Origin of the sequence: Streptomyces sp. AgN23 (assembly GCF_001598115.1) — a bacterium.
GTDB lineage: Bacteria > Actinomycetota > Actinomycetes > Streptomycetales > Streptomycetaceae > Streptomyces > Streptomyces antimycoticus.
The window spans coordinates 7,573,298-7,591,221 of record NZ_CP007153.1 but is presented as its reverse complement, the minus strand read 5'-3'; the positions used below and the strand labels follow the sequence as shown (position 1 = coordinate 7,591,221).

At 71.5% G+C, this 17,924-nt stretch carries 14 protein-coding genes and 1 riboswitch; of the genes, 6 read left to right on the top strand and 8 right to left on the bottom strand.

Going from position 1 to position 17,924, the window contains the following annotated elements:
• Positions 1–55 precede the first annotated feature (55 nt).
• Positions 56–337 carry an HPr family phosphocarrier protein gene (locus AS97_RS32995; RefSeq protein WP_020867963.1) on the top strand — a complete coding sequence of 94 codons (282 nt, stop codon included), beginning with the start codon at positions 56–58 and terminating at the stop codon, positions 335–337.
• A gap of 194 nt (positions 338–531) precedes the next feature.
• Here the strand turns inward: AS97_RS32995 and AS97_RS32990 are convergent, their stop codons facing one another.
• From AS97_RS32990 to AS97_RS32975, 4 genes are all read right to left on the bottom strand, one after another.
• Positions 532–1,287 (bottom strand): GntR family transcriptional regulator, encoded by a 756-nt coding sequence (locus AS97_RS32990; protein ID WP_059141637.1) that lies wholly within the window; start codon positions 1,285–1,287, stop codon positions 532–534.
• Between the two features lie 221 nt (positions 1,288–1,508).
• Entirely contained in the window at positions 1,509–2,303 is a 795-nt protein-coding gene (locus tag AS97_RS32985; protein ID WP_086710296.1) for a M23 family metallopeptidase, read from the bottom strand.
• Between the two features lie 14 nt (positions 2,304–2,317).
• A riboswitch (cyclic di-AMP (ydaO/yuaA leader) is annotated at positions 2,318–2,481 on the bottom strand.
• 298 nt (positions 2,482–2,779) lie between these two features.
• Positions 2,780–4,186 carry a pitrilysin family protein gene (locus AS97_RS32980; protein ID WP_210566149.1) on the bottom strand — a complete coding sequence of 469 codons (1,407 nt, stop codon included), beginning with the start codon at positions 4,184–4,186 and terminating at the stop codon, positions 2,780–2,782.
• Complete coding sequence (locus AS97_RS32975; RefSeq protein ID WP_125758578.1) at positions 4,183–5,556, bottom strand: pitrilysin family protein; 1,374 nt, start codon at positions 5,554–5,556, stop codon at positions 4,183–4,185. Before AS97_RS32975 ends, AS97_RS32980 begins: the two co-directional genes overlap by 4 nt.
• A 313-nt stretch (positions 5,557–5,869) precedes the next feature.
• Here AS97_RS32975 and AS97_RS32970 point away from each other — a divergent pair, with 313 nt between their 5' ends.
• Positions 5,870–8,323 (top strand): DNA topoisomerase IV subunit A, encoded by a 2,454-nt coding sequence (locus AS97_RS32970; protein WP_210566148.1) that lies wholly within the window; start codon positions 5,870–5,872, stop codon positions 8,321–8,323.
• Positions 8,324–8,679: 356 nt separating this feature from the next.
• On the opposite strand, the gene AS97_RS32965 is transcribed toward AS97_RS32970, so the two are convergent.
• Positions 8,680–9,006, bottom strand: coding sequence for a tetratricopeptide repeat protein (locus AS97_RS32965; RefSeq protein WP_236670243.1), 327 nt, complete (start codon positions 9,004–9,006; stop codon positions 8,680–8,682).
• Between the two features lie 289 nt (positions 9,007–9,295).
• On the opposite strand from AS97_RS32965, the gene AS97_RS32960 reads away from it, so the two are divergent.
• From AS97_RS32960 to AS97_RS32950, 3 genes are all read left to right on the top strand, one after another.
• Positions 9,296–10,270 (top strand): sucrase ferredoxin, encoded by a 975-nt coding sequence (locus AS97_RS32960; protein WP_086710802.1) that lies wholly within the window; start codon positions 9,296–9,298, stop codon positions 10,268–10,270.
• 187 nt (positions 10,271–10,457) lie between these two features.
• Complete coding sequence (locus tag AS97_RS32955) at positions 10,458–12,128, top strand: sensor histidine kinase (RefSeq protein WP_210566147.1); 1,671 nt, start codon at positions 10,458–10,460, stop codon at positions 12,126–12,128.
• Complete coding sequence (locus AS97_RS32950; RefSeq protein ID WP_059141629.1) at positions 12,125–12,826, top strand: response regulator; 702 nt, start codon at positions 12,125–12,127, stop codon at positions 12,824–12,826. The genes AS97_RS32955 and AS97_RS32950 overlap by 4 nt, the downstream gene beginning before the upstream one ends.
• A gap of 23 nt (positions 12,827–12,849) precedes the next feature.
• Here AS97_RS32950 and AS97_RS32945 read toward each other — a convergent pair whose 3' ends face one another.
• The 3 genes from AS97_RS32945 to AS97_RS32935 form a co-directional block, all read right to left on the bottom strand.
• Positions 12,850–14,457, bottom strand: a complete 1,608-nt coding sequence (locus AS97_RS32945; protein ID WP_210566146.1) for a cation acetate symporter — start codon at positions 14,455–14,457, stop codon at positions 12,850–12,852.
• Positions 14,454–14,900: a DUF485 domain-containing protein gene (locus AS97_RS32940; protein ID WP_059141655.1), complete on the bottom strand. Its 447-nt coding sequence runs from the start codon at positions 14,898–14,900 to the stop codon at positions 14,454–14,456. Before AS97_RS32940 ends, AS97_RS32945 begins: the two co-directional genes overlap by 4 nt.
• A 223-nt stretch (positions 14,901–15,123) precedes the next feature.
• Positions 15,124–17,247, bottom strand: a complete 2,124-nt coding sequence (locus tag AS97_RS32935; protein ID WP_059141627.1) for a DNA topoisomerase IV subunit B — start codon at positions 17,245–17,247, stop codon at positions 15,124–15,126.
• 441 nt (positions 17,248–17,688) lie between these two features.
• Here AS97_RS32935 and AS97_RS32930 point away from each other — a divergent pair, with 441 nt between their 5' ends.
• On the top strand, positions 17,689–17,919 hold the full coding sequence (locus tag AS97_RS32930) for a hypothetical protein (RefSeq protein ID WP_030842698.1): 231 nt from the start codon (positions 17,689–17,691) through the stop codon (positions 17,917–17,919).
• The last annotated feature ends 5 nt before the right edge of the window (positions 17,920–17,924 follow it).

Genomic DNA, 17,924 nt, shown 5'->3' with positions numbered 1-17,924 from the left:
CACCGTATGATTTTGGTCTAGACAACAGCACCCGTCACACCTGAAGGGCAACACCATGGCTGAGCGCCGCGTCACCATCGGCTGGGCCGAGGGCCTGCACGCCCGCCCTGCGTCGATCTTCGTCCGGGCGGCCACCGCCGCCGGCGTCCCCATCACGATCGCCAAGGGCGACGGCACCCCGGTCAACGCCGCCTCCATGCTGGCCGTGCTGGGCCTGGGCGCCCAGGGCGGCGAGGAGGTCGTCCTCGCCTCCGACGCGGACGATGCCGAGGTCGCGCTCGACCGGCTGGCGAAGCTGGTGGCGGAGGGCCTCGAGGAGCTTCCCGAGACCGTCTGATCCACCGTCCGATTCACATGTGATTCCTATGTGATTCCCGTGTGATTCAAGGGTTCGGCACGACGGGGCCGCGGTGACCATTACGGCCACCGCGGCCCCGCTGTTTTTCCGTTTCCACCCGGACTCGGCGGACCGAAAACCGGGCGCCGCGAAACCACGCGGAGAATTCCCGAGAGTTGTATACGGGATCGCTGTTAATTCCGGCCGCTCGCCGTGTTGACGGAATGTTTCGAAGCGCTCACCGGGAGGGGGCGGCGCAGCCGGTATTCCGCCAGGGCGCGCTCGGTGTGCGCGGCGGCGAGCGCCCGCGCCCGGTCGGCGTCGCCACGCGCCACCGCGTCCACCAGCGCGCCGTGCTCCGCCCAGGACTCCACGGCCCGCGCTGCGGGGTCGGGGCGCCGGGCACCCCCGGGCCGTGCGGGCTGCGGCGCGGGCACGGCCGCGTAGACCCACGCGGTCTTGCGGCGCAGCTGGACGAGCATCGCGGCCAGGCTCGGGCTGCCGGACGCCTGGGCGAGCGTCTCGTGGAACCAATCGCCCAACGGCCGCAGCTCGCCGAGCCGGCCGTGCTGGGCCCGCTCACGGCCGAGCCGGACCAGCCCGCGCAGCACCTTCAGATGAGCCTCGGTGCGGCGCTGTGCGGCCCGCGCGGCGCCCAGCGGCTCCAGCAGCGCCCGGATGTCCAGCAGATCGGCCGCCTCGCGCTCGGAGGGCTGGGCGACGCAGGCCCCCGCATGCCGCCGGGTCGTCACGAAGCCCTCGGACTCCAGGGTGCGCAGGGCCTCGCGGACCGGCACCCGCGAGACGCCGTAGCGCCGGGCGAGAAGTTCCTCGGTGAGCCGGCTGCCGGGCTGATAGGTGCCGGAGACGATGTCGTCGCGAATCGCCGTGCACACCGCATGCGCCGAAATCCGGCGACCGCCCTGGACGGCGGTCGTATCCCCGCTCACTTCCGGTCCCACATTGTCGAACCTCCGCCTAAATACCCGCGAAACGCATCCATGGAACGCGCGTTGAACGACTCTATTCCCATCGGACGTCATTTCCGATGGCGGGGTGCATTTCATGGATATTTTTTGGTCAGCGGGCGGCGGCACGCCGAAGGCCCCGTCCGGTGGACGGGGCCTTCTCGGAGTCTCGCGGGGTCGGACGTGAGCGGAGTCCCCCGGGGTCAGACGTTGACGCCGTGCGAGCGCAGATACGACAGGGGGTCGATGTCCGAGCCGTAGTCCGGGCTGGTGCGGGCCTCGAAGTGCAGATGCGGCCCGGTGACGTTGCCGGTGGCGCCCGACAGGCCGATCTGCTGCCCGGGGGTGACCTTCTGGCCGACCGAGACACTGATCGACGACAGGTGGCCGTACTGGGTGTAGGTGCCGTCGTTCATCTTGATGACGACGTTGTTGCCGTAGGAGCCGCCCCAGCCCGCCTCGACGATCTCGCCCATGCCCACGGAGTGCACCGAGGTGCCGGAGGAGGCGTGGAAGTCGATGCCGGTGTGGCTGCCGGAGGACCACAGTCCGCTGGCCGCCTCGTAGCCGGTGGAGACGTAGGAGCCGCTGATCGGCGACTCGAAGGTGTTGAGACGCTTGCGCTCGGCCTCGCGCGCCGCGCGCTCCTTGGCCTCGCGCTCGGCCTTGGCCTTCTTCGCCGCGGCCTCCGCCTTTCTGGCGGCCTCCTGGCGGGCGATCGCCTCCGCCTTGGCCTTGGCAGCGGCCTGCTCGGCGGCGGTCTCCTGGGCCTGCGCCTGGTCCTCGATGTGGTCCGCGATCCCGTCGCCGATCACGATCGCCTGGGTCAGACCGGTCTGCTGGGGACTGGGGGCCGTGTCGGCCGCGAACGCCTGTCCGGTGATCCCGGCGACCACACCCGAGGCGACGGTGGTGATGCCCACGACGTTCGCGCCGGTGCGGACGTTGACCTTGGTGGTGCGGCGGTGTTTCCCGGTGGCAGTGCGGGTGGACGCCATACTGAGGCGCACTCCTTTCCTTCCTTCTCGCCTACCGGGTTAGCTGACGGGTTCGGAGCAGGAAGGTCTCCTACGGACTCCTCCCCCGGCCGGGGAAGGCGCCCGATTCACCCCTGGGGACGTGTGGGTCCCCGGCTCCCCTGGCTCGCGCCGTACGGGGACTCGGCGATGACTGTCCGTGCCGCGGGTGCGGCGGGTTGCTGGCGAACAGCCGGACTGACGCTAAACGGGCCCGCTTTCGATCACCAAACGGTTCCGGTTTTTTGTTGCTCTCCCCACAAACCAAACAAGCTGTCACTCCCGCAAATCGGGCATGACGGAAGGACCCCGGCACCCTTACGGGGGCCAGGGTCCTTCCGTTGTGAACTCGTTGACCGGACCGTCTGCCGGATCGTCGGTGAACCCGCATCGCCAGTGAGCCGACCTGGGCGTCGGCTCCTCGGCCGGATCCGGCCAATCGGCCAACTCCGGGCGGCTCAGCCGGAGATGACGCGCACCTCGCCGATGCCCAGCGCCCTGACCGGCTCCTCAATCGCCGAGGCATCCCCGACCAGCACCGTGACCAGCCGGTCCGCCGGGAAGGCGCTCACCACCGCGGCGGTCGCCTCCACCGTGCCGGTCTCCGCGAGGCGGGCGTACAACTGCGCCTGGAAATCGTCCGGAAGGTGCTGCTCGACCTGGTCGGCGAGAGTGCCCGCGACGGACGCCGCCGTCTCGTACTTCAGCGGGGCGACGCCCACCAGGTTCTGCACCGCGACATCGCGCTCCTCGTCGGTGAGCCCCTCCTCCTTCAGCGTGCGCAGCACCTTCCAGAGGTCCTCCAGCGCGGGACCGGTGACCTCGGTGGCCACCGAGCCGCTGATCGCCAGCATCGCGGCGCCCGCGGAGCCACCCGAGGGCGCCGGAGGCGCCGAGCGCAGCACCTGGCCGAAGGCGCGCACCCCGTAGGTGTAGCCCTTCTCCTCGCGCAGCACACGGTCGAGGCGGGAGGTGAGGGTGCCGCCGAGGCAGTACGTGCCGAGCACCTGCGCGGGCCAGATCCGGTCATGGCGGTCGGCGCCGACGCGCCCGATGAGCAGCTGGGTCTGCACCGCGCCCGGCCGGTCGACGATCACCACACGGCCGAGGTCGTCCGCGACGATCGGGGGAACCGGGCGCGGCGCGCCCGCCCCGCCCGTCCAGGCGCCCAGGGTGTCGGCGAGCGCCCCGTCGAGGTCGACCCCGGTGAGGTCGCCCACGATGACGGCGGTGGCCGTGGAGGGGCGGACATGCGCCTGGTAGAAGGCCCGCACGGCCGCGGCGTCGATGCCCTCGATGGTCTCCTGGGTGCCCTGGCGCGGCCGGGACATCCGCGACTCGGCCGGGAAGAGGGCCGCGGAGAGGGCCATCGAGGCCCGGCGGGCCGGATTGGCCAGCTCATGGGGGATCTCGTCCAGCCGGTTGCGCACCAGCCGCTCGACCTCGCCGTCGGGGAAGGCGGGCGCGCGCAGGGCGTCGGCCAGCAGACCGAGCGCCTTGGGCAGCCGGGAGACCGGGACCTCCAGGGAGACGCGGAGGCCGGGGTGGTCGGCATGCGCGTCCAGCGTGGCGCCGCAGCGCTCGAGCTCGGCGGCGAACTCCTCGGCGTCGTGCTTGTCGGTGCCCTCCGACAGGGCGCGCGCCATGATCGTGGCGACGCCTTCGAGCCCGGTCGGCTCGGCGTCCAGCGGCGCCTCCAGATTGATCTCGACGGCGACGACCTGCTGGCCGGGGCGGTGGCAGCGCAGCACGGTAAGGCCGTTGGACAGCTCACCGCGCTCGGGGGCCGGGAACGCCCACGGCTTGGGCGCACCGCCCTTGGGCCGCGGGTGGAAGGTCATGGTCGCGGTGACGGCGTCGCTCACTGGGCCGCCTCCCCTTCTGCTGCATCGGTCTCGGCGGCTTCGGCGGTGTCGGCTGCGTCCTCGGCGCCCTGGACGGGCTCGTAGACCAGCACGGCGCGGTTGTCGGGGCGCAGCCGCGCCGCGGCCACGGCCCGCACCTCCTCGGCGGTGATGTCGAGCACCCGCTCCACGGCGGTCAGCGCCAGCTGCGGGTCGCCGAAGAGCACGGCGTACCGGCAGAGCTCGTCGGCCCGGCCGCCGACCGTGGCAAGCCGGTCCAGCCACTCACGCTCGATCTGCGCCTGCGCCCGCTCCATCTCCTGCGGGGTCGGCCCCTCCTCGGCGAAGCGGGCCAGCTCCTCGTCGACGGCGGTCTCGATGGCCGGCACCTCGACACCGCCGGAGGTCTTCACGTCCAGCCAGCCCAGCGAGGGGGCGCCGGACAGCCGCAGCAGGCCGAATCCGGCGGCCACAGCGGTGCGGTCGCGGCGCACCAGGCGGTTGTGGAGCCGGGAGGACTCCCCGCCGCCGAGGACGGTCAGCGCCAGATCGGCGGCGTCGGCATCCCGGGTGCCGTCGTGCGGCAGCCGGTAGGCGGCCATCAGGGCGCGGGCCGGGACCTCCTCCTCCACGACCTCGCGCAGCTGGCCGCCGATCACCTCAGGGAGCGTGCCGTCGCGGGGCGGCCGCTTGCCGTCGTGGGAGGGGATGGAGCCGAAGTACTTCTCGATCCAGGCGAGCGTCTGCTCCGGGTCGATGTCGCCGACGATCGACAGCACGGCGTTGTTCGGCGCGTAGTAGGTGCGGAAGAACTCCCGCGCGTCCTCCAGGGAGGCCGCGTCCAGGTCGGCCATGGAACCGATCGGGGTGTGGTGGTACGGGTGGCCCTCGGGGTACGCCATGGAGACGAGCTTCTCGAAGGCGGTGCCGTACGGGACGTTGTCGTACCGCTGGCGGCGCTCGTTCTTGACGACGTCGCGCTGGTTCTCCAGGCTCTCCTCGTCCAGCGCGGTCAGGAGGGACCCCATCCGGTCGGCCTCCAGCCACAGGGCGAGCTCGACCTGATGGGCGGGCATGGTCTCGAAGTAATTGGTGCGCTCGAAGCTGGTCGTGCCGTTGAGCGAGCCGCCGGCCCCCTGCACCAGCTCGAAGTGGCCGTTGCCGGTCACCTGCGCCGAGCCCTGGAACATCAGGTGCTCGAAGAGGTGAGCCAGGCCGGTGCGCCCCTTGACCTCATGGCGCGATCCGACGTCGTACCACAGACAGACCGCGGCGACCGGGGTCAGATGGTCCTCGGAGAGCACCACGCGCAGGCCATTGGCCAGGCGGTGCTCGGTCGCTTTCAGGCCGCCGGAGCCGGCCTGCTGCGTGGCCGTGTGACCCATGGGCATGTACGTCCCTTCGATCGCGTGATGGAGCGCGTGCCAGCCGCATGCGCAGCGCTTCTGTCACTGTATGCAAGGGGACGGACATCTGGCGAAGTTCCGGTCCGATCCCGTCCTCCCGAGCTGCCCCGAACCGTTTCGGCGGCCTCTCGGACGCCGGACCTCGCCCTTCAAAGGGCCGTCACACGGGGCCGCGCCACCCGGTTTCGGGGCCCGCTCCGGCCCTTGCCGCCCCGGCCCGTTCCACACTTGTCGGCGGCCCGGGCCACAATGGTCCGCGTCAGATCCCGTATCGGCAGTTGAAGGAGCCGCAAGCGCGATGGTCCGCCGCCGCACCAAGACCCCGCCGCCGGACGACTTCGAGGAGCGCATCCTCGACATCGACGTCGTCGACGAGATGCAGGGCTCCTACCTCGAGTACGCCTACTCGGTCATCTACTCGCGCGCGCTGCCCGACGCCCGTGACGGGCTCAAGCCCGTGCACCGCCGCATCCTCTACCAGATGAACGAGATGGGGCTGCGCCCCGAGCGCGGCTTCGTCAAGTGCGCCCGCGTCGTCGGCGAGGTGATGGGAAAGCTCCATCCGCACGGCGACGCGTCGATCTACGACGCGCTGGTGCGCATGGCGCAACCGTTCTCCATGCGCCTGCCGATGGTCGACGGCCACGGGAACTTCGGCTCACTGGGCAACGACGACCCGCCCGCCGCGATGCGGTACACCGAGTGCCGGATGGCGTCGGCGACGTCGCTGATGACGGAGTCGATCGACGAGGAAACGGTCGACTTCTCACCGAACTACGACGGCAGTGAGCAGGAGCCGGTCACCCTCCCCGCCGCCTATCCGAACCTGCTGGTCAACGGCACGTCCGGGATCGCGGTCGGCATGGCGACCAATATGCCGCCGCACAACCTGGGCGAGGTCATCGCCGCCGCCCGCCATCTGATCCGGCACCCGGGCGCGGACCTCGACACGCTGATGCGCCATGTGCCGGGCCCCGACCTGCCCACCGGCGGCCGGATCGTGGGCATGAGCGGCATCCGGGACGCGTACGAGACCGGGCGCGGCACCTTCAAGATCCGCGCCACGGTGGCCGTGGAGGACGTGACGGCCCGCCGTAAGGGCCTCGTCGTCACCGAGCTGCCCTTCGCCGTGGGGCCCGAGAAGGTCATCTCCAAGATCAAGGACCTGGTCGGCGCGAAGAAGCTCCAGGGCATCGCGGACGTCAAGGACCTCACCGACCGCGAGCACGGACTGCGGCTGGTCATCGAGATCAAGAACGGCTTCAACCCCGAGGCCGTGCTGGAGCAGCTCTACAAGCTCACGCCGATGGAGGAGTCCTTCGGCATCAACAACGTGGCGCTGGTGGACGGCCAGCCGCTCACGCTGGGGCTCAAGGAGCTGCTGGAGGTCTATCTCGACCACCGCTTCAACGTGGTCCGGCGGCGCAGCGAGTTCCGCCGCACCAAGCGGCGCAACCGGCTGCACCTGGTCGAGGGTCTGCTGGTGGCCCTCCTCGACATCGACGAGGTCATCCGCCTCATCCGGCAGAGCGACAACGCGGCCGAGGCCAAGCGGTCCCTCATCGAGCGCTTCGGCCTCTCCGAGGTCCAGACGCAGTACATCCTGGACACCCCGCTGCGCCGACTGACCAAGTTCGACCGGCTGGAGCTGGAGTCGGAGCGCGACCGGCTCAACACCGAGATCGAGGAGCTGACGCGGATCCTCGACTCCGACGCCGAGCTGCGCAAACTGGTCTCCGGCGAACTGGCCGCGGTGGCCAAGAAGTTCGGCACCCCGCGCCGCACGGTGCTGCTGGAGTCGTCGAACGCACCGGTGACCACGGTGCCGCTGGAGGTCGCGGACGACCCCTGCCGGGTGCTGCTGTCCTCCACCGGGCTGCTGGCCCGTACCGCCGACGGCGAGCCCTTCCCGGTCGAGGGGAAGGCCAAGCGCGCCAAGCACGATGTGATCCTCTCGGCGGTCCCGGCGACGGCCCGGGGATCCGTGGGGGCGGTGACCTCGACCGGGCGGTTGCTGCGGCTCACGGTGATCGACCTCCCGATGCTCCCGGAGTCGGCCGGGCCACCCAATCTGGCGGGCGGAGCGCCCATCGCCGAGTTCCTCTCCCTGGAGGAGGGCGAGGAGCTGATCTGCCTCACCACCCTGGACGAGTCCTCACCGGGGCTCGCCATCGGCACGGAGCAGGGCGTTGTCAAGCGCGTGGTCCCCGACTACCCCGCCAACAAGGACGAGTTGGAGGTCATCGGCCTCAAGGAGGGCGACCGGATCGTGGGCGCGGTGGAGCTGCGCACCGGCGAAGAGGATCTGGTCTTCATCACCGACGACGCCCAGCTGCTGCGCTACGCGGCGAGCCAGGTGCGGCCACAGGGCCGCGCCGCGGGCGGTATGGCGGGCGTCAAGCTCGCCTCCGGCGCCAAGGTGATCTCATTCACGGCCGTCGACCCGGCGAGCGACGCGGTGGTCTTCACGATCGCGGGCTCGAGCGGCACGCTCGATGACTCGGTACAGCAGTCGGCCAAGCTCACCCCCTTCGACCAGTACCCGCGCAAGGGCCGGGCCACGGGCGGGGTGCGCTGCCAGCGGTTCCTGAAGGGCGAGGACATCCTGGTCCTGGCCTGGGCGGGCGCGACCCCGGCCCGCGCGGCGGGGGCGAACGGAACGCCGGCGGCGCTGCCGGACATCGACCCGCGCCGGGACGGCTCGGGTGAGCCGCTCGCCAAGCCGGTGGCGGTGGTGGCCGGGCCGGTGTAGCCCGGCACGACCAGGACGAGCGCGCAGCAGGGGCGCGGCACCGCGAGGGTGCCGCGCCCTCGCCGTTCACGGGCTCCCGTGGTGTTTATGGGCACCCGTGGTGTTCAGGGGCGCCCTCGCCGTTCACGGACACCTGCGGCGTTCATGGACCCCCGCAGCGTTCGCAGGCACCCTCGTCGTTCACAGGCACCCTCGTCGTTCACAGGCCCCCACACCGTTCACTCCCCCGGCCCCGGCGCCCCGGGACGGCGGGCGGTCCCGACCCTCGCGGGCGGCGGAAGGCCGTTGTAGAAGGCCGCGAGCGTGACCTGCCACGGCCCCGACCCCCGCGCGCGGCGGAAGGCCACGGCACCGTGTCAGTGGCCGCTGCCGTTGCGCCGGGCGCGCAGCTGCCGGAGGGCGAGGCGCGCACCGGCGTGCCCGCGCTCCGCCGCCCGCCGGAAGTGCCGCTCCGCCTCGCGCAGCTCACCATGGTCCAGGTGGACGGTGCCGAGCACCACCATGGCCGAGAGGTCACCCGTCGCGGCGGCCTTCCCCAGCCAGTGGACCGCCTCGGCGTACGCGCCCCGCTCGGCCAGCCCGATGCCGTAGACGGTCATCCCCCGCGGATCACCGGCCTCGGCCGCCTTACGGGCGAGCGATTCCGGAATCGGCCGCCCCTCGTCGTAGGCCGCCCGCACCATCGCCCTCAGGCCGGGGTCCAGCGCGCGTGCCCCGCGTCTCCCCCGGCGCCTGCGCCACCGCGCCCATAAACCACCCATATCCGCCCCCTCCGCCCCCGAAGCGCCATTGTCGCGCCTGGCTCCCACGCCATGGAACGGCAGGCACGCGGCGGGATGCGGACTGCCACCCTCCGCCGCATGCGAACCGTAACGCGCCCAAGCGGCTCCCACCCCGCGTTCCACCAGGGCTCCGGCGCACACGCGGGGCTCCGACGCGCGCTATCGATCAAGAGAGGTTAGGCTTACCTTTGTGAGCACGTGCGCGACCGCTTCCCGCGACCTGTCCGAGCCGCTCGCCGGGACGGCGGCCACCGCCCCCACCTGGCTGCTGGTGGAACAGCCCGGGCCCTGGGGAACCGAGGCCCTCACCGCCAGCCGGCTCGACAGGGCCCTCGGACGCGCGCTGGAGCACGCCGCCGAGGGCACCGGCATACGGGTCGCGCTGATCCGCCGCCCCGGCCGTCACGCCGATCTGCACACCGGCGCGCGGCACCGGATCTTCGTGGCCCACACCCGGCCCGGCCGCTCCTGGATCCGCACCACCGCCCTGGACGACCCCGCACGGCTGCTCGGCCTGGACTTCGCCGCGCTGGGCGCGGGCGACCCCGGCGGGCTCACCCTGCGCCCCCACGACCCCGCGGCCTGGGAGGAGTACACCGGCGATCCGCTGGTGCTGGTGTGCACCAACGGCAAGCGCGACCGCTGCTGCGCCCTCCTCGGCCGCCCGCTGGCCGGCGAGCTGGCCGCCTCCGGTGTCCACGGCACCTGGGAGATCACCCATATCGGCGGTCACCGCTTCTCCCCCACCCTCGTCGTGCTGCCGCACGGCTACACCTACGGCCGCGCCACCGCGCAAGGCGTCAAGGACGTCATCGAGGCGGTGCGGCAGGGCCGGGTCGTCACCGAGGGCTGCCGCGGCCGCTCCGCCTGGGAGCGCCCCGGCCAGGCGGCGGAGCTGGCCGTCCGCGAGCTGACCGGCGAGGACGGGGCCGACGCGCTGAGCGTCGCGGGGACCGAGGGCGAGGCGCCGGTCTGGTCGGTGACTGTCACGCACCGCGACGGCCGGGCCTGGCGGGTGAGCGTCGCGCGGGTCGCCGCGGCGCCGCCGCGGCCCGAGAGCTGTGGTTTGCCCCTGGGATCCCCGGCCCGCATGGAGGTCGTCGGGATCCAGGCTGCCCGACAGCCCGCACCCGGCGTACACGCGATGGCCGCCGGGCGCCTCTAGCCCACGCCCCGGCCGCGCGGCACTCCGAGATCGCCGCTCCCGGACCCCTCTCCGAGCCCACGCCCCACCCCCCGGTGGCCCCCAGGATGGCCGCCCCTCTCCGAACCCCCGGGATCGCCGCTCCCGGACCCCTCCCCCGGGTCCTGGCGCGGCCCCTCCGGACCGCCCTTGGTTACCCTTCGTTGCCATGAGCGCCGTGATACCGCCGCGGCAGGCAGCCACGGCCACAAGGTGGCGCATCGGCTGGCCCCGGCGCGTCTTCTCCCAGGTCCTGCTGATGCAGCTGGCCATCGCCACGGGTGTCACCGTGCTCGCGACCGGCCTCTTCCTCGCGCCGCTCAGCGACCACCTCGACGACCAGGCCATGCGCCGCGCCCTCGCCATCGCCCAGACCACGGCCGCCGAGCCCCGGCTGGCCGAGACGCTCCAGCACACCCGGCCCACCCCCGACGGGCCCGTGCAGACCGAGGCGGAGCGCATCCGCCGGACGACCGGCGCCGAGTATGTCGTGATCATGGATCGGCGGGGGGTGCGCTGGTCGCACACCTCCCCGGGCGAGATCGGTAAGCATGTCTCCACCGACCCCACCGACGCCATCGAGGGCCGGGAGATCATGGAGATCGACGAGGGCACCCTCGGCCGGTCGGCCCGTGGCAAGGTGCCGCTGCGCGCCGAGAGCGGCCGTATCGTGGGCGCGGTCTCGGTGGGCATCTCCTACGAGAGCGTGCGCGCCCGGCTCGTCGCCTCGGTCCCGGAGATGCTCGCCTACGCGGGCGGCGCGCTCGCCGTCGGCGCCCTGGCGGCGTATGTGGTCGCCCGCCGGCTTCAGCGACGCACCCATGACCTGGCCTTCTCCGATATCTCAGCGCTGCTCGCCGAGCGCGAGGCGATGCTGCACGGCATCCGGGAAGGGGTCGTCGCCCTCGACGCCCACGGCCGTATCCGGCTGATCAACGACGAGGCGCAGCGGCTGCTGGATCTGCGCCCCGAGGACACCGGCCGGCCCCTGGAGGCGGTGCTCGCCCCGGGCCGTACGACCGATGTGCTGTCCGGCCGGGTCACCGGCGCCGATCTGCTGACCGTCAGCGGCGGCCGGGTGCTGGTCGCCAACCGGATGCCGACGGACGACGGCGGTGCGGTGGTCACGTTCCGCGACCGCACCGAACTGGAGCGGCTCGGCCGTGAGCTGGACGGCACCCGGGGGCTGATCGACGCCCTGCGGGCACAGGACCATGAGCACGCCAACCGGATGCACACCCTCCTGGGCCTGCTCGAACTCGAACTGCACGACGAGGCGATGGAGTTCATCACCGAGGCGATCGGGGTGCACCGGGTCACCGCCGAGCAGGTCACCGAGCGGGTGCACGATCCGCTGCTGGCCTCCCTGCTGGTCGGCAAGGCCACGGTGGCCACCGAACGCGGGGTCTCCCTGTCCGTCGCCGAGGACAGCCTGCTGCCCAACCGGCTGGTGGACCCGCCGGGGCTGGTGACGATCGTCGGCAATCTCCTCGACAACGCCCTGGACGCGGCGGTCGGTTCGCGGGAGCCGCACGTCGAGGTCGAGCTGTGCGCGGACGACCGTACGGTGCTGCTGCGGGTCTCCGACACCGGCCCCGGCATCCCCGCCGACCGGCGCGATGTGGTCTTCACCGAGGGCTGGTCGACCAAGGAGCCGCCCGCGCACGGCAAGCGCGGCATCGGGCTCGCGCTGGTCCGCCGCCTGGCCGAACGCCAGGGCGGCAGCGTACGGGTGTCCGACCGCGAGGGCGGGGGCGCGGAGTTCACCGTCGTCCTCCCCGAGGCACTGGCCGAACAGCCCGCCGGGGCGCCGCTGACCGCGACAGGAGAGCCACGATGACCCTTGGATCCGGACCGGGCGGGCTCCTGGAGGTGCTGGTCGTGGACGACGACGTCCGGGTGGCCCGGGTCAACGCCGCCTACGTCGGAAAGGTGGCCGGCTTCCGCGTCGCGGGGCAGGCGCACTCCGCCGCCGAGGCGCTGGCCCTCCTGGAGACCACCCCCGTCGACCTGGTGCTGCTCGACCACTATCTGCCGGATGAGACGGGGCTGTCGCTGGTGCGGCGGCTGCGGCAGCTCGGCCACCACACCGACATCATCATGGTGACCGCGGCCCGCGATATCGCGACCGTCCAGGCGGCGATGCGCCATGGCGCGTTGCAGTACCTGGTCAAGCCCTTCACCTTCGCGGGGCTGCGCGCCAAGTTGGAGGGGTACGCGGCGCTGCGCCGTGCGCTGGAGGGCGACGGCGAGGCCGGGCAGGACCAGGTGGACCGGATCTTCGGCGCCCTGGGCGGCGCCTCGGCAGGCCCCGCGGAGCTGCCCAAGGGCCACTCGGTGCTCACCGCCGATCTCGTACGGGAGGTCCTGCGGGGCGCCGAGGGCCCGCTGTCGGCACAGGAGGTGGCCGAGCGCTCCTCGCTGAGCCGACAGACCGCACAGCGCTACCTGAAGCTGCTGGAGCGCACGGGGCGGGTGCGGCTCAGCCTGAAATACGGTGAGACCGGCCGCCCCGAGCACCGGTATGTATGGGTCTGAGCCCCGCCCTCGACCCCTGCCCGTCAGGCCGCGCCCGCCCCGGTGAGGGCCCGCACCTCCGTCTCGGCGTGCTTGGCGGCATGGCCGGGGACGTCGGCGGGCGCGGGTGAGGTGACCGTCCCGAGCCAGCCCGCGAGGAAACCGAGGGGCACCGAGACCAGGCCCGGGTTCTGCAGCGGGAAGAGGTGGAAGTCCACCCCGGAGAAGATCGCGTCCGGGCCACCGGAGACCACCGGGGAGAGCACCACCAGCACCACCGCCGGAAGCAGCCCCCCGTAGACCGACCACACCGCACCGCGCGCGGTGAACCGCCGCCAGAACAGCGAGTACAGCAGCACCGGGAGGTTCGCCGACGCGGCGGCGGCGAACGCGAGCCCCACCAGGAACGCCACATTGAGGTCGTCGGCGAGCAGCCCGAGCCCGATCGCGGCCGTCCCGATCCCCACCGCGGCGATCCGCGCGACCACCACCTCGCCGCGCGGTGTACGGCCCGCCCGTCGGCTCAGCGAGCCATACAGGTCATGGGCGACGGAGGCCGAGGAGGCGAGGGTGATCCCGGCGACGACGGCGAGGATGGCGGCGAAGGCGATGGCGGCGACGACCGCGAACAGCACCGTGCCCCCGGTCGATCCGGCGCCGCCGCCGAGATCGAGCGCGAGCAGCGGAACGGCCGTGTTCCCGGCCGTGTGGGAAGCCCGTACGGCATCGGAGCCCAGCACGGCGGCCGCGCCGAAGCCGAGCACCATCGTCATCAGGTAGAAGCCGCCGATCAGCCCGATCGACCAGATCACCGAGCGGCGGGCGGCGCGGGCGGTGGGCACGGTGCAGAAGCGCGAGAGGATGTGCGGCAGCCCGGCGGTGCCCAGCACCAGGGCCAGGCCGAGGCTCACGAAGTCCAGCCGGGCACTCCAGCCGCCGCCGTAGGTGAGGCCGGGGGCGAGGAAGTCCACGCCATGTCCGCTGTTGTGCGCCGCGGTGCTGAGCAGGGCGTCGAGATCGCCGCGGAAGCGGACGAGGACCAGGGTGGTCAGCGTGATCGCCCCGCCCATCAGCAGCACGGCCTTCACGATCTGGATCCAGGTCGTGGCCCGCATCCCGCCCAGCGCCACGAAGACCACCATCAGGGTGCCCACGCCGATCACCGTCCAGGCGCGGGCACGGCCGCCCGTCTCCCCGATCAGCAGGGCGACCAGACTGCCCGCGCCGACCATCTGGGCCACGAGATAGAGCACACAGACCGTGACCGAGGAGACGCCCGCGGCGATCCGGACCTGGCGCTCCCGCATCCGGGCGGCCAGCACATCGGCCAGGGTGAACCGGCCGCAGTTGCGGACGAGTTCGGCCACCAGCAGCAGGACCACCAGCCAGGCCACGAAGAAGCCCACGCAGTAGAGCACCCCGTCGTAGCCGAAGAGCGCGATGAGTCCGGAGATGCCGAGGAAGGACGCGGCCGACAGGTAGTCACCCGCGAGGGCGAAGCCGTTCTCCATCGGGGAGAACAGCCGCCCGCCCGCGTAGAACTCCTCCGGCGAGCCGTGCCGTCGGCGCCCCGCCCAGGTGGTGATCCCCAAGGTGGCCGCCACGAAGACGCCGAAGAGCAGCAGCGCCAGGCTCTGCTGATCGCCGGTCACCGGCCGCGCCCCCGCATCATCTCCTGCGTCACCCAGCGCAGTTCGAGCGCGACCCGGTCCCGGCGCAACCGTGCGTGCCGGGCGTACGCCCAGGTCAGCAGGAAGGTGGTGGCGAACTGCCCGAGCCCCGCGACCATCGCCACATTGAGCGTGCCCACGACCGGGCGGGCCATCAGACCGGGGGCGGTGGTCGCCGCGACGACATAAGCGAGGTACCAGAGGAGGAACGCGGCGGCCGCCGGGAAGACGAACCGGCGGTAGCGCCGGCGCACCTCCTGGAACGCGGCACTGCCGTGCACCTCCGTGTAGACCTCCCGGGCGGCGGGCGGACGCGCGCGCCGAGCTGCGCTGTCCGTGTCGTCCGGCTCGCCCCAGCCGGACGCGAGCGCGTCGTGCCACGGATCTTCCACCCGCGCCGCTCCCGTATCGCGAGCGTTGTGCATGTCCACCCCGAACACTCCTTGTTCACTGCCGCATTCGCCGCGTGACCAAGGATGGGCAGATCAGAAAGGTCCAGGACCCTTCAATACCGGACGTTCACCCCATCAGGTGACTCAGGTGATGAACGGCCCGGAACCGGCACTCCAGGAGCGGGCCGGGGGAAACGCCGACGGGGCCTCCCGGGTGGGAGACCCCGCCGAACCGGCCGTGGCGACGGGCCGGGCGTCAGACGTCGATGCGCGACCGGTCCAGGGTCGCCGCCGAGTTGGTGATGAACTCCTTACGGGGCGCGACCTCATTGCCCATGAGCAGGTCGAAGGCGCGCTCGGCGGCCTCCAGGTCGCTGATGTTGATGCGCCGCAGGGTGCGGTGGCGCGGGTCCATCGTGGTCTCCGCGAGCTGGTCGGCGTCCATCTCGCCGAGACCCTTGTAGCGCTGGATGCCGTCCTTGTAGCGGACCTCGCGGCGCTGGAGGTCCAGCAGCGTCTCCTGGAGCTCCTGGTCGGAGTAGGTGTAGACGTACTTGCTCTGCCCCCGCTTGGGGTTCACCAGCTCCACCCGGTGCAGCGGCGGCACCGCCGAGAAGACCCGTCCCTGCTCGACCATCGGCCGCATATAGCGCTGGAAGAGGGTCAGCAGCAGACAACGGATGTGCGCGCCGTCGACATCGGCGTCGGCGAGGAAGATCACCTTGCCGTAGCGCGCCTGATCGATGTCGAAGGTCCGGCCCGATCCGGCCCCTATCACCTGGATGATCGCGCCGCACTCGGCGTTCTTGAGCATGTCCGAGATCGACGACTTCTGCACATTCAGGATCTTGCCGCGGATCGGCAGCAGCGCCTGGAACTCGGAGTTCCGGGCCAGCTTGGCCGTACCCAGCGCCGAGTCCCCCTCGACGATGAACAGCTCGCTGCGGCCCACGTCGTCACTGCGGCAGTCGGCCAGCTTCGCGGGCAGCGAAGAGGACTCCAGCGCGGTCTTACGGCGCTGCGCCTCCTTGTGCTGGCGGGCCGCGATGCGCGTACGGGCCGCGGCCACGACCTTCTCCAGGACGGCCCGGGCCTGCTGCTTGGCATCCCGCTTGGAGGAGGTCAGGAACTCCTTGAGCTCCTTGGAGACCACATTGGCCACGATCCGGGAGGCCGCCGAGGTGCCCAGCACCTCCTTGGTCTGGCCCTCGAACTGCGGCTCGGCCAGCCGGACGGTCACCACCGCCGTCAGGCCCTCCATGGCGTCGTCCTTGACGACGTCGTCCTCGGCGACGCGCAGCAGCTTGGCGGTGCGCAGCGCCTCGTTCACCGTCCTGGTGATCGCGCGCTCGAAGCCGGCGACATGGGTGCCGCCCTTGGGGGTCGCGATGATGTTGACGAACGACTTCACGGTCGCGTCGTATCCGGTGCCCCACCGCAGCGCGATGTCGACGCCGAGGTCGCGGGTGACCTCGGTCGGGATCATATGGCCGCGATCGTCGAGGACGGGGACGGTCTCCTTGAAGGTGCCCTGCCCGGACAGCCGCAGCACATCGCAGACGGCCTTGTCCTGGGCGAGGTACTCGCAGAACTCGCTGATCCCCCCGTCGTAGCGGAAGGTCTCCTCGACCGGCCCCTCCCGCCCCTCCAGGGCCCGCTCGTCCCGGACGACCAGGGTCAGCCCCGGCACCAGGAACGCGGTCTGCCGGGCGCGGGCGTACAGCGTCTCCAGGGAGAGCTTGGCGTCCTTGAGGAAGATCTGGCGATCCGCCCAGTAGCGGACGCGGGTGCCGGTGCGGGTCTTGGGGACCCTCTTGCCCTTGAGGAGGCCGCTGGACGGGTCGAACGGAGCGTCCGGCCCGGATTCGGTGAAGATCCCGGGGACCCCGCGGCGGAAGCTGATCGAGTGGGTCTTGCCGTTGAGGTCCACCTCGACGTCGAGACGGGCGGACAGCGCGTTCACCACGGAGGCGCCGACGCCGTGCAGACCGCCGGAGGCCGCGTACGCGCCGCCGCCGAACTTTCCGCCGGCGTGCAGCTTGGTCATGACGACCTCGACGCCGGACAGCCCCGTCTTGGGCTCGACGTCCACCGGGATCCCCCGGCCGTTGTCGCGCACCTCCACGGAGCCGTCGTCGTGGAGGATGACCTCGATGTGATCGCAGAAGCCGCCGAGGGCCTCGTCGACCGAGTTGTCGATGATCTCCCAGAGGCAGTGGCTGAGTCCACGGCTGTCGGTCGAGCCGATGTACATGCCAGGGCGCTTGCGCACTGCCTCGAGCCCCTCGAGGACGAGAAGGTGCCGCGCGGTGTAGTTGGAGCCGCCCCGGTCTGCTCCGGTCAGCAGCGCAGTGGACGGCACGGACGTGTCGGCGGTCACGCGGTTCGCTCCTCGCTGAATTTCTGGTTGGCCCAGCTGTGGGCACGATGGTGGCACGGTCGCCCGTCAGAGCGTACCGAGGCCTGATAGAGCCTTTGTGCCGCCACCCGTCGAAACGTCCATGCTAGTCGCACCGGCCACTGTTTCGCTCGTACGTTCGATACTTCGTGGCGGTGACACACACATCACGTTCCCTTTCAGGCATGAACCATTTAGGCTCCGGGCACGTCATCATTCACAACCGGCAACCCGGCCGGGAGGGTGAACCAGACAAACGACGCAATACACCGAAGCTAGGCAATACGGCTCATTCGCCGCCAAACGTCACCATCCGGCCTACTCAGAAGCAATTTTTGGGAAAAAGCCACGAGCGGGAACGATTTCAGGCTGGTTGGATGTTGACCCTGGTACGACAGCTCGTCGAGCTAGAGAAGAGGCGACGTGACTACTGTTCTGACCCCCGCGAGCCCGTTGACGGCCGCTGACCGCTGCGACCGCTGCGGCGCCCAGGCGTACCTGCGCGTGGTGCTGATCAGCGGTGGTGAACTGCTCTTCTGTGCCCATCACGGGCGCAAGTTCGAGCCGGAACTCAAGAAGATCGCCGCGGAAATACAGGACGAGACCGAGCGGCTCACCGCCGCTCCGGCGTCCGCGTCCGACGACGAACGCTGACGCCT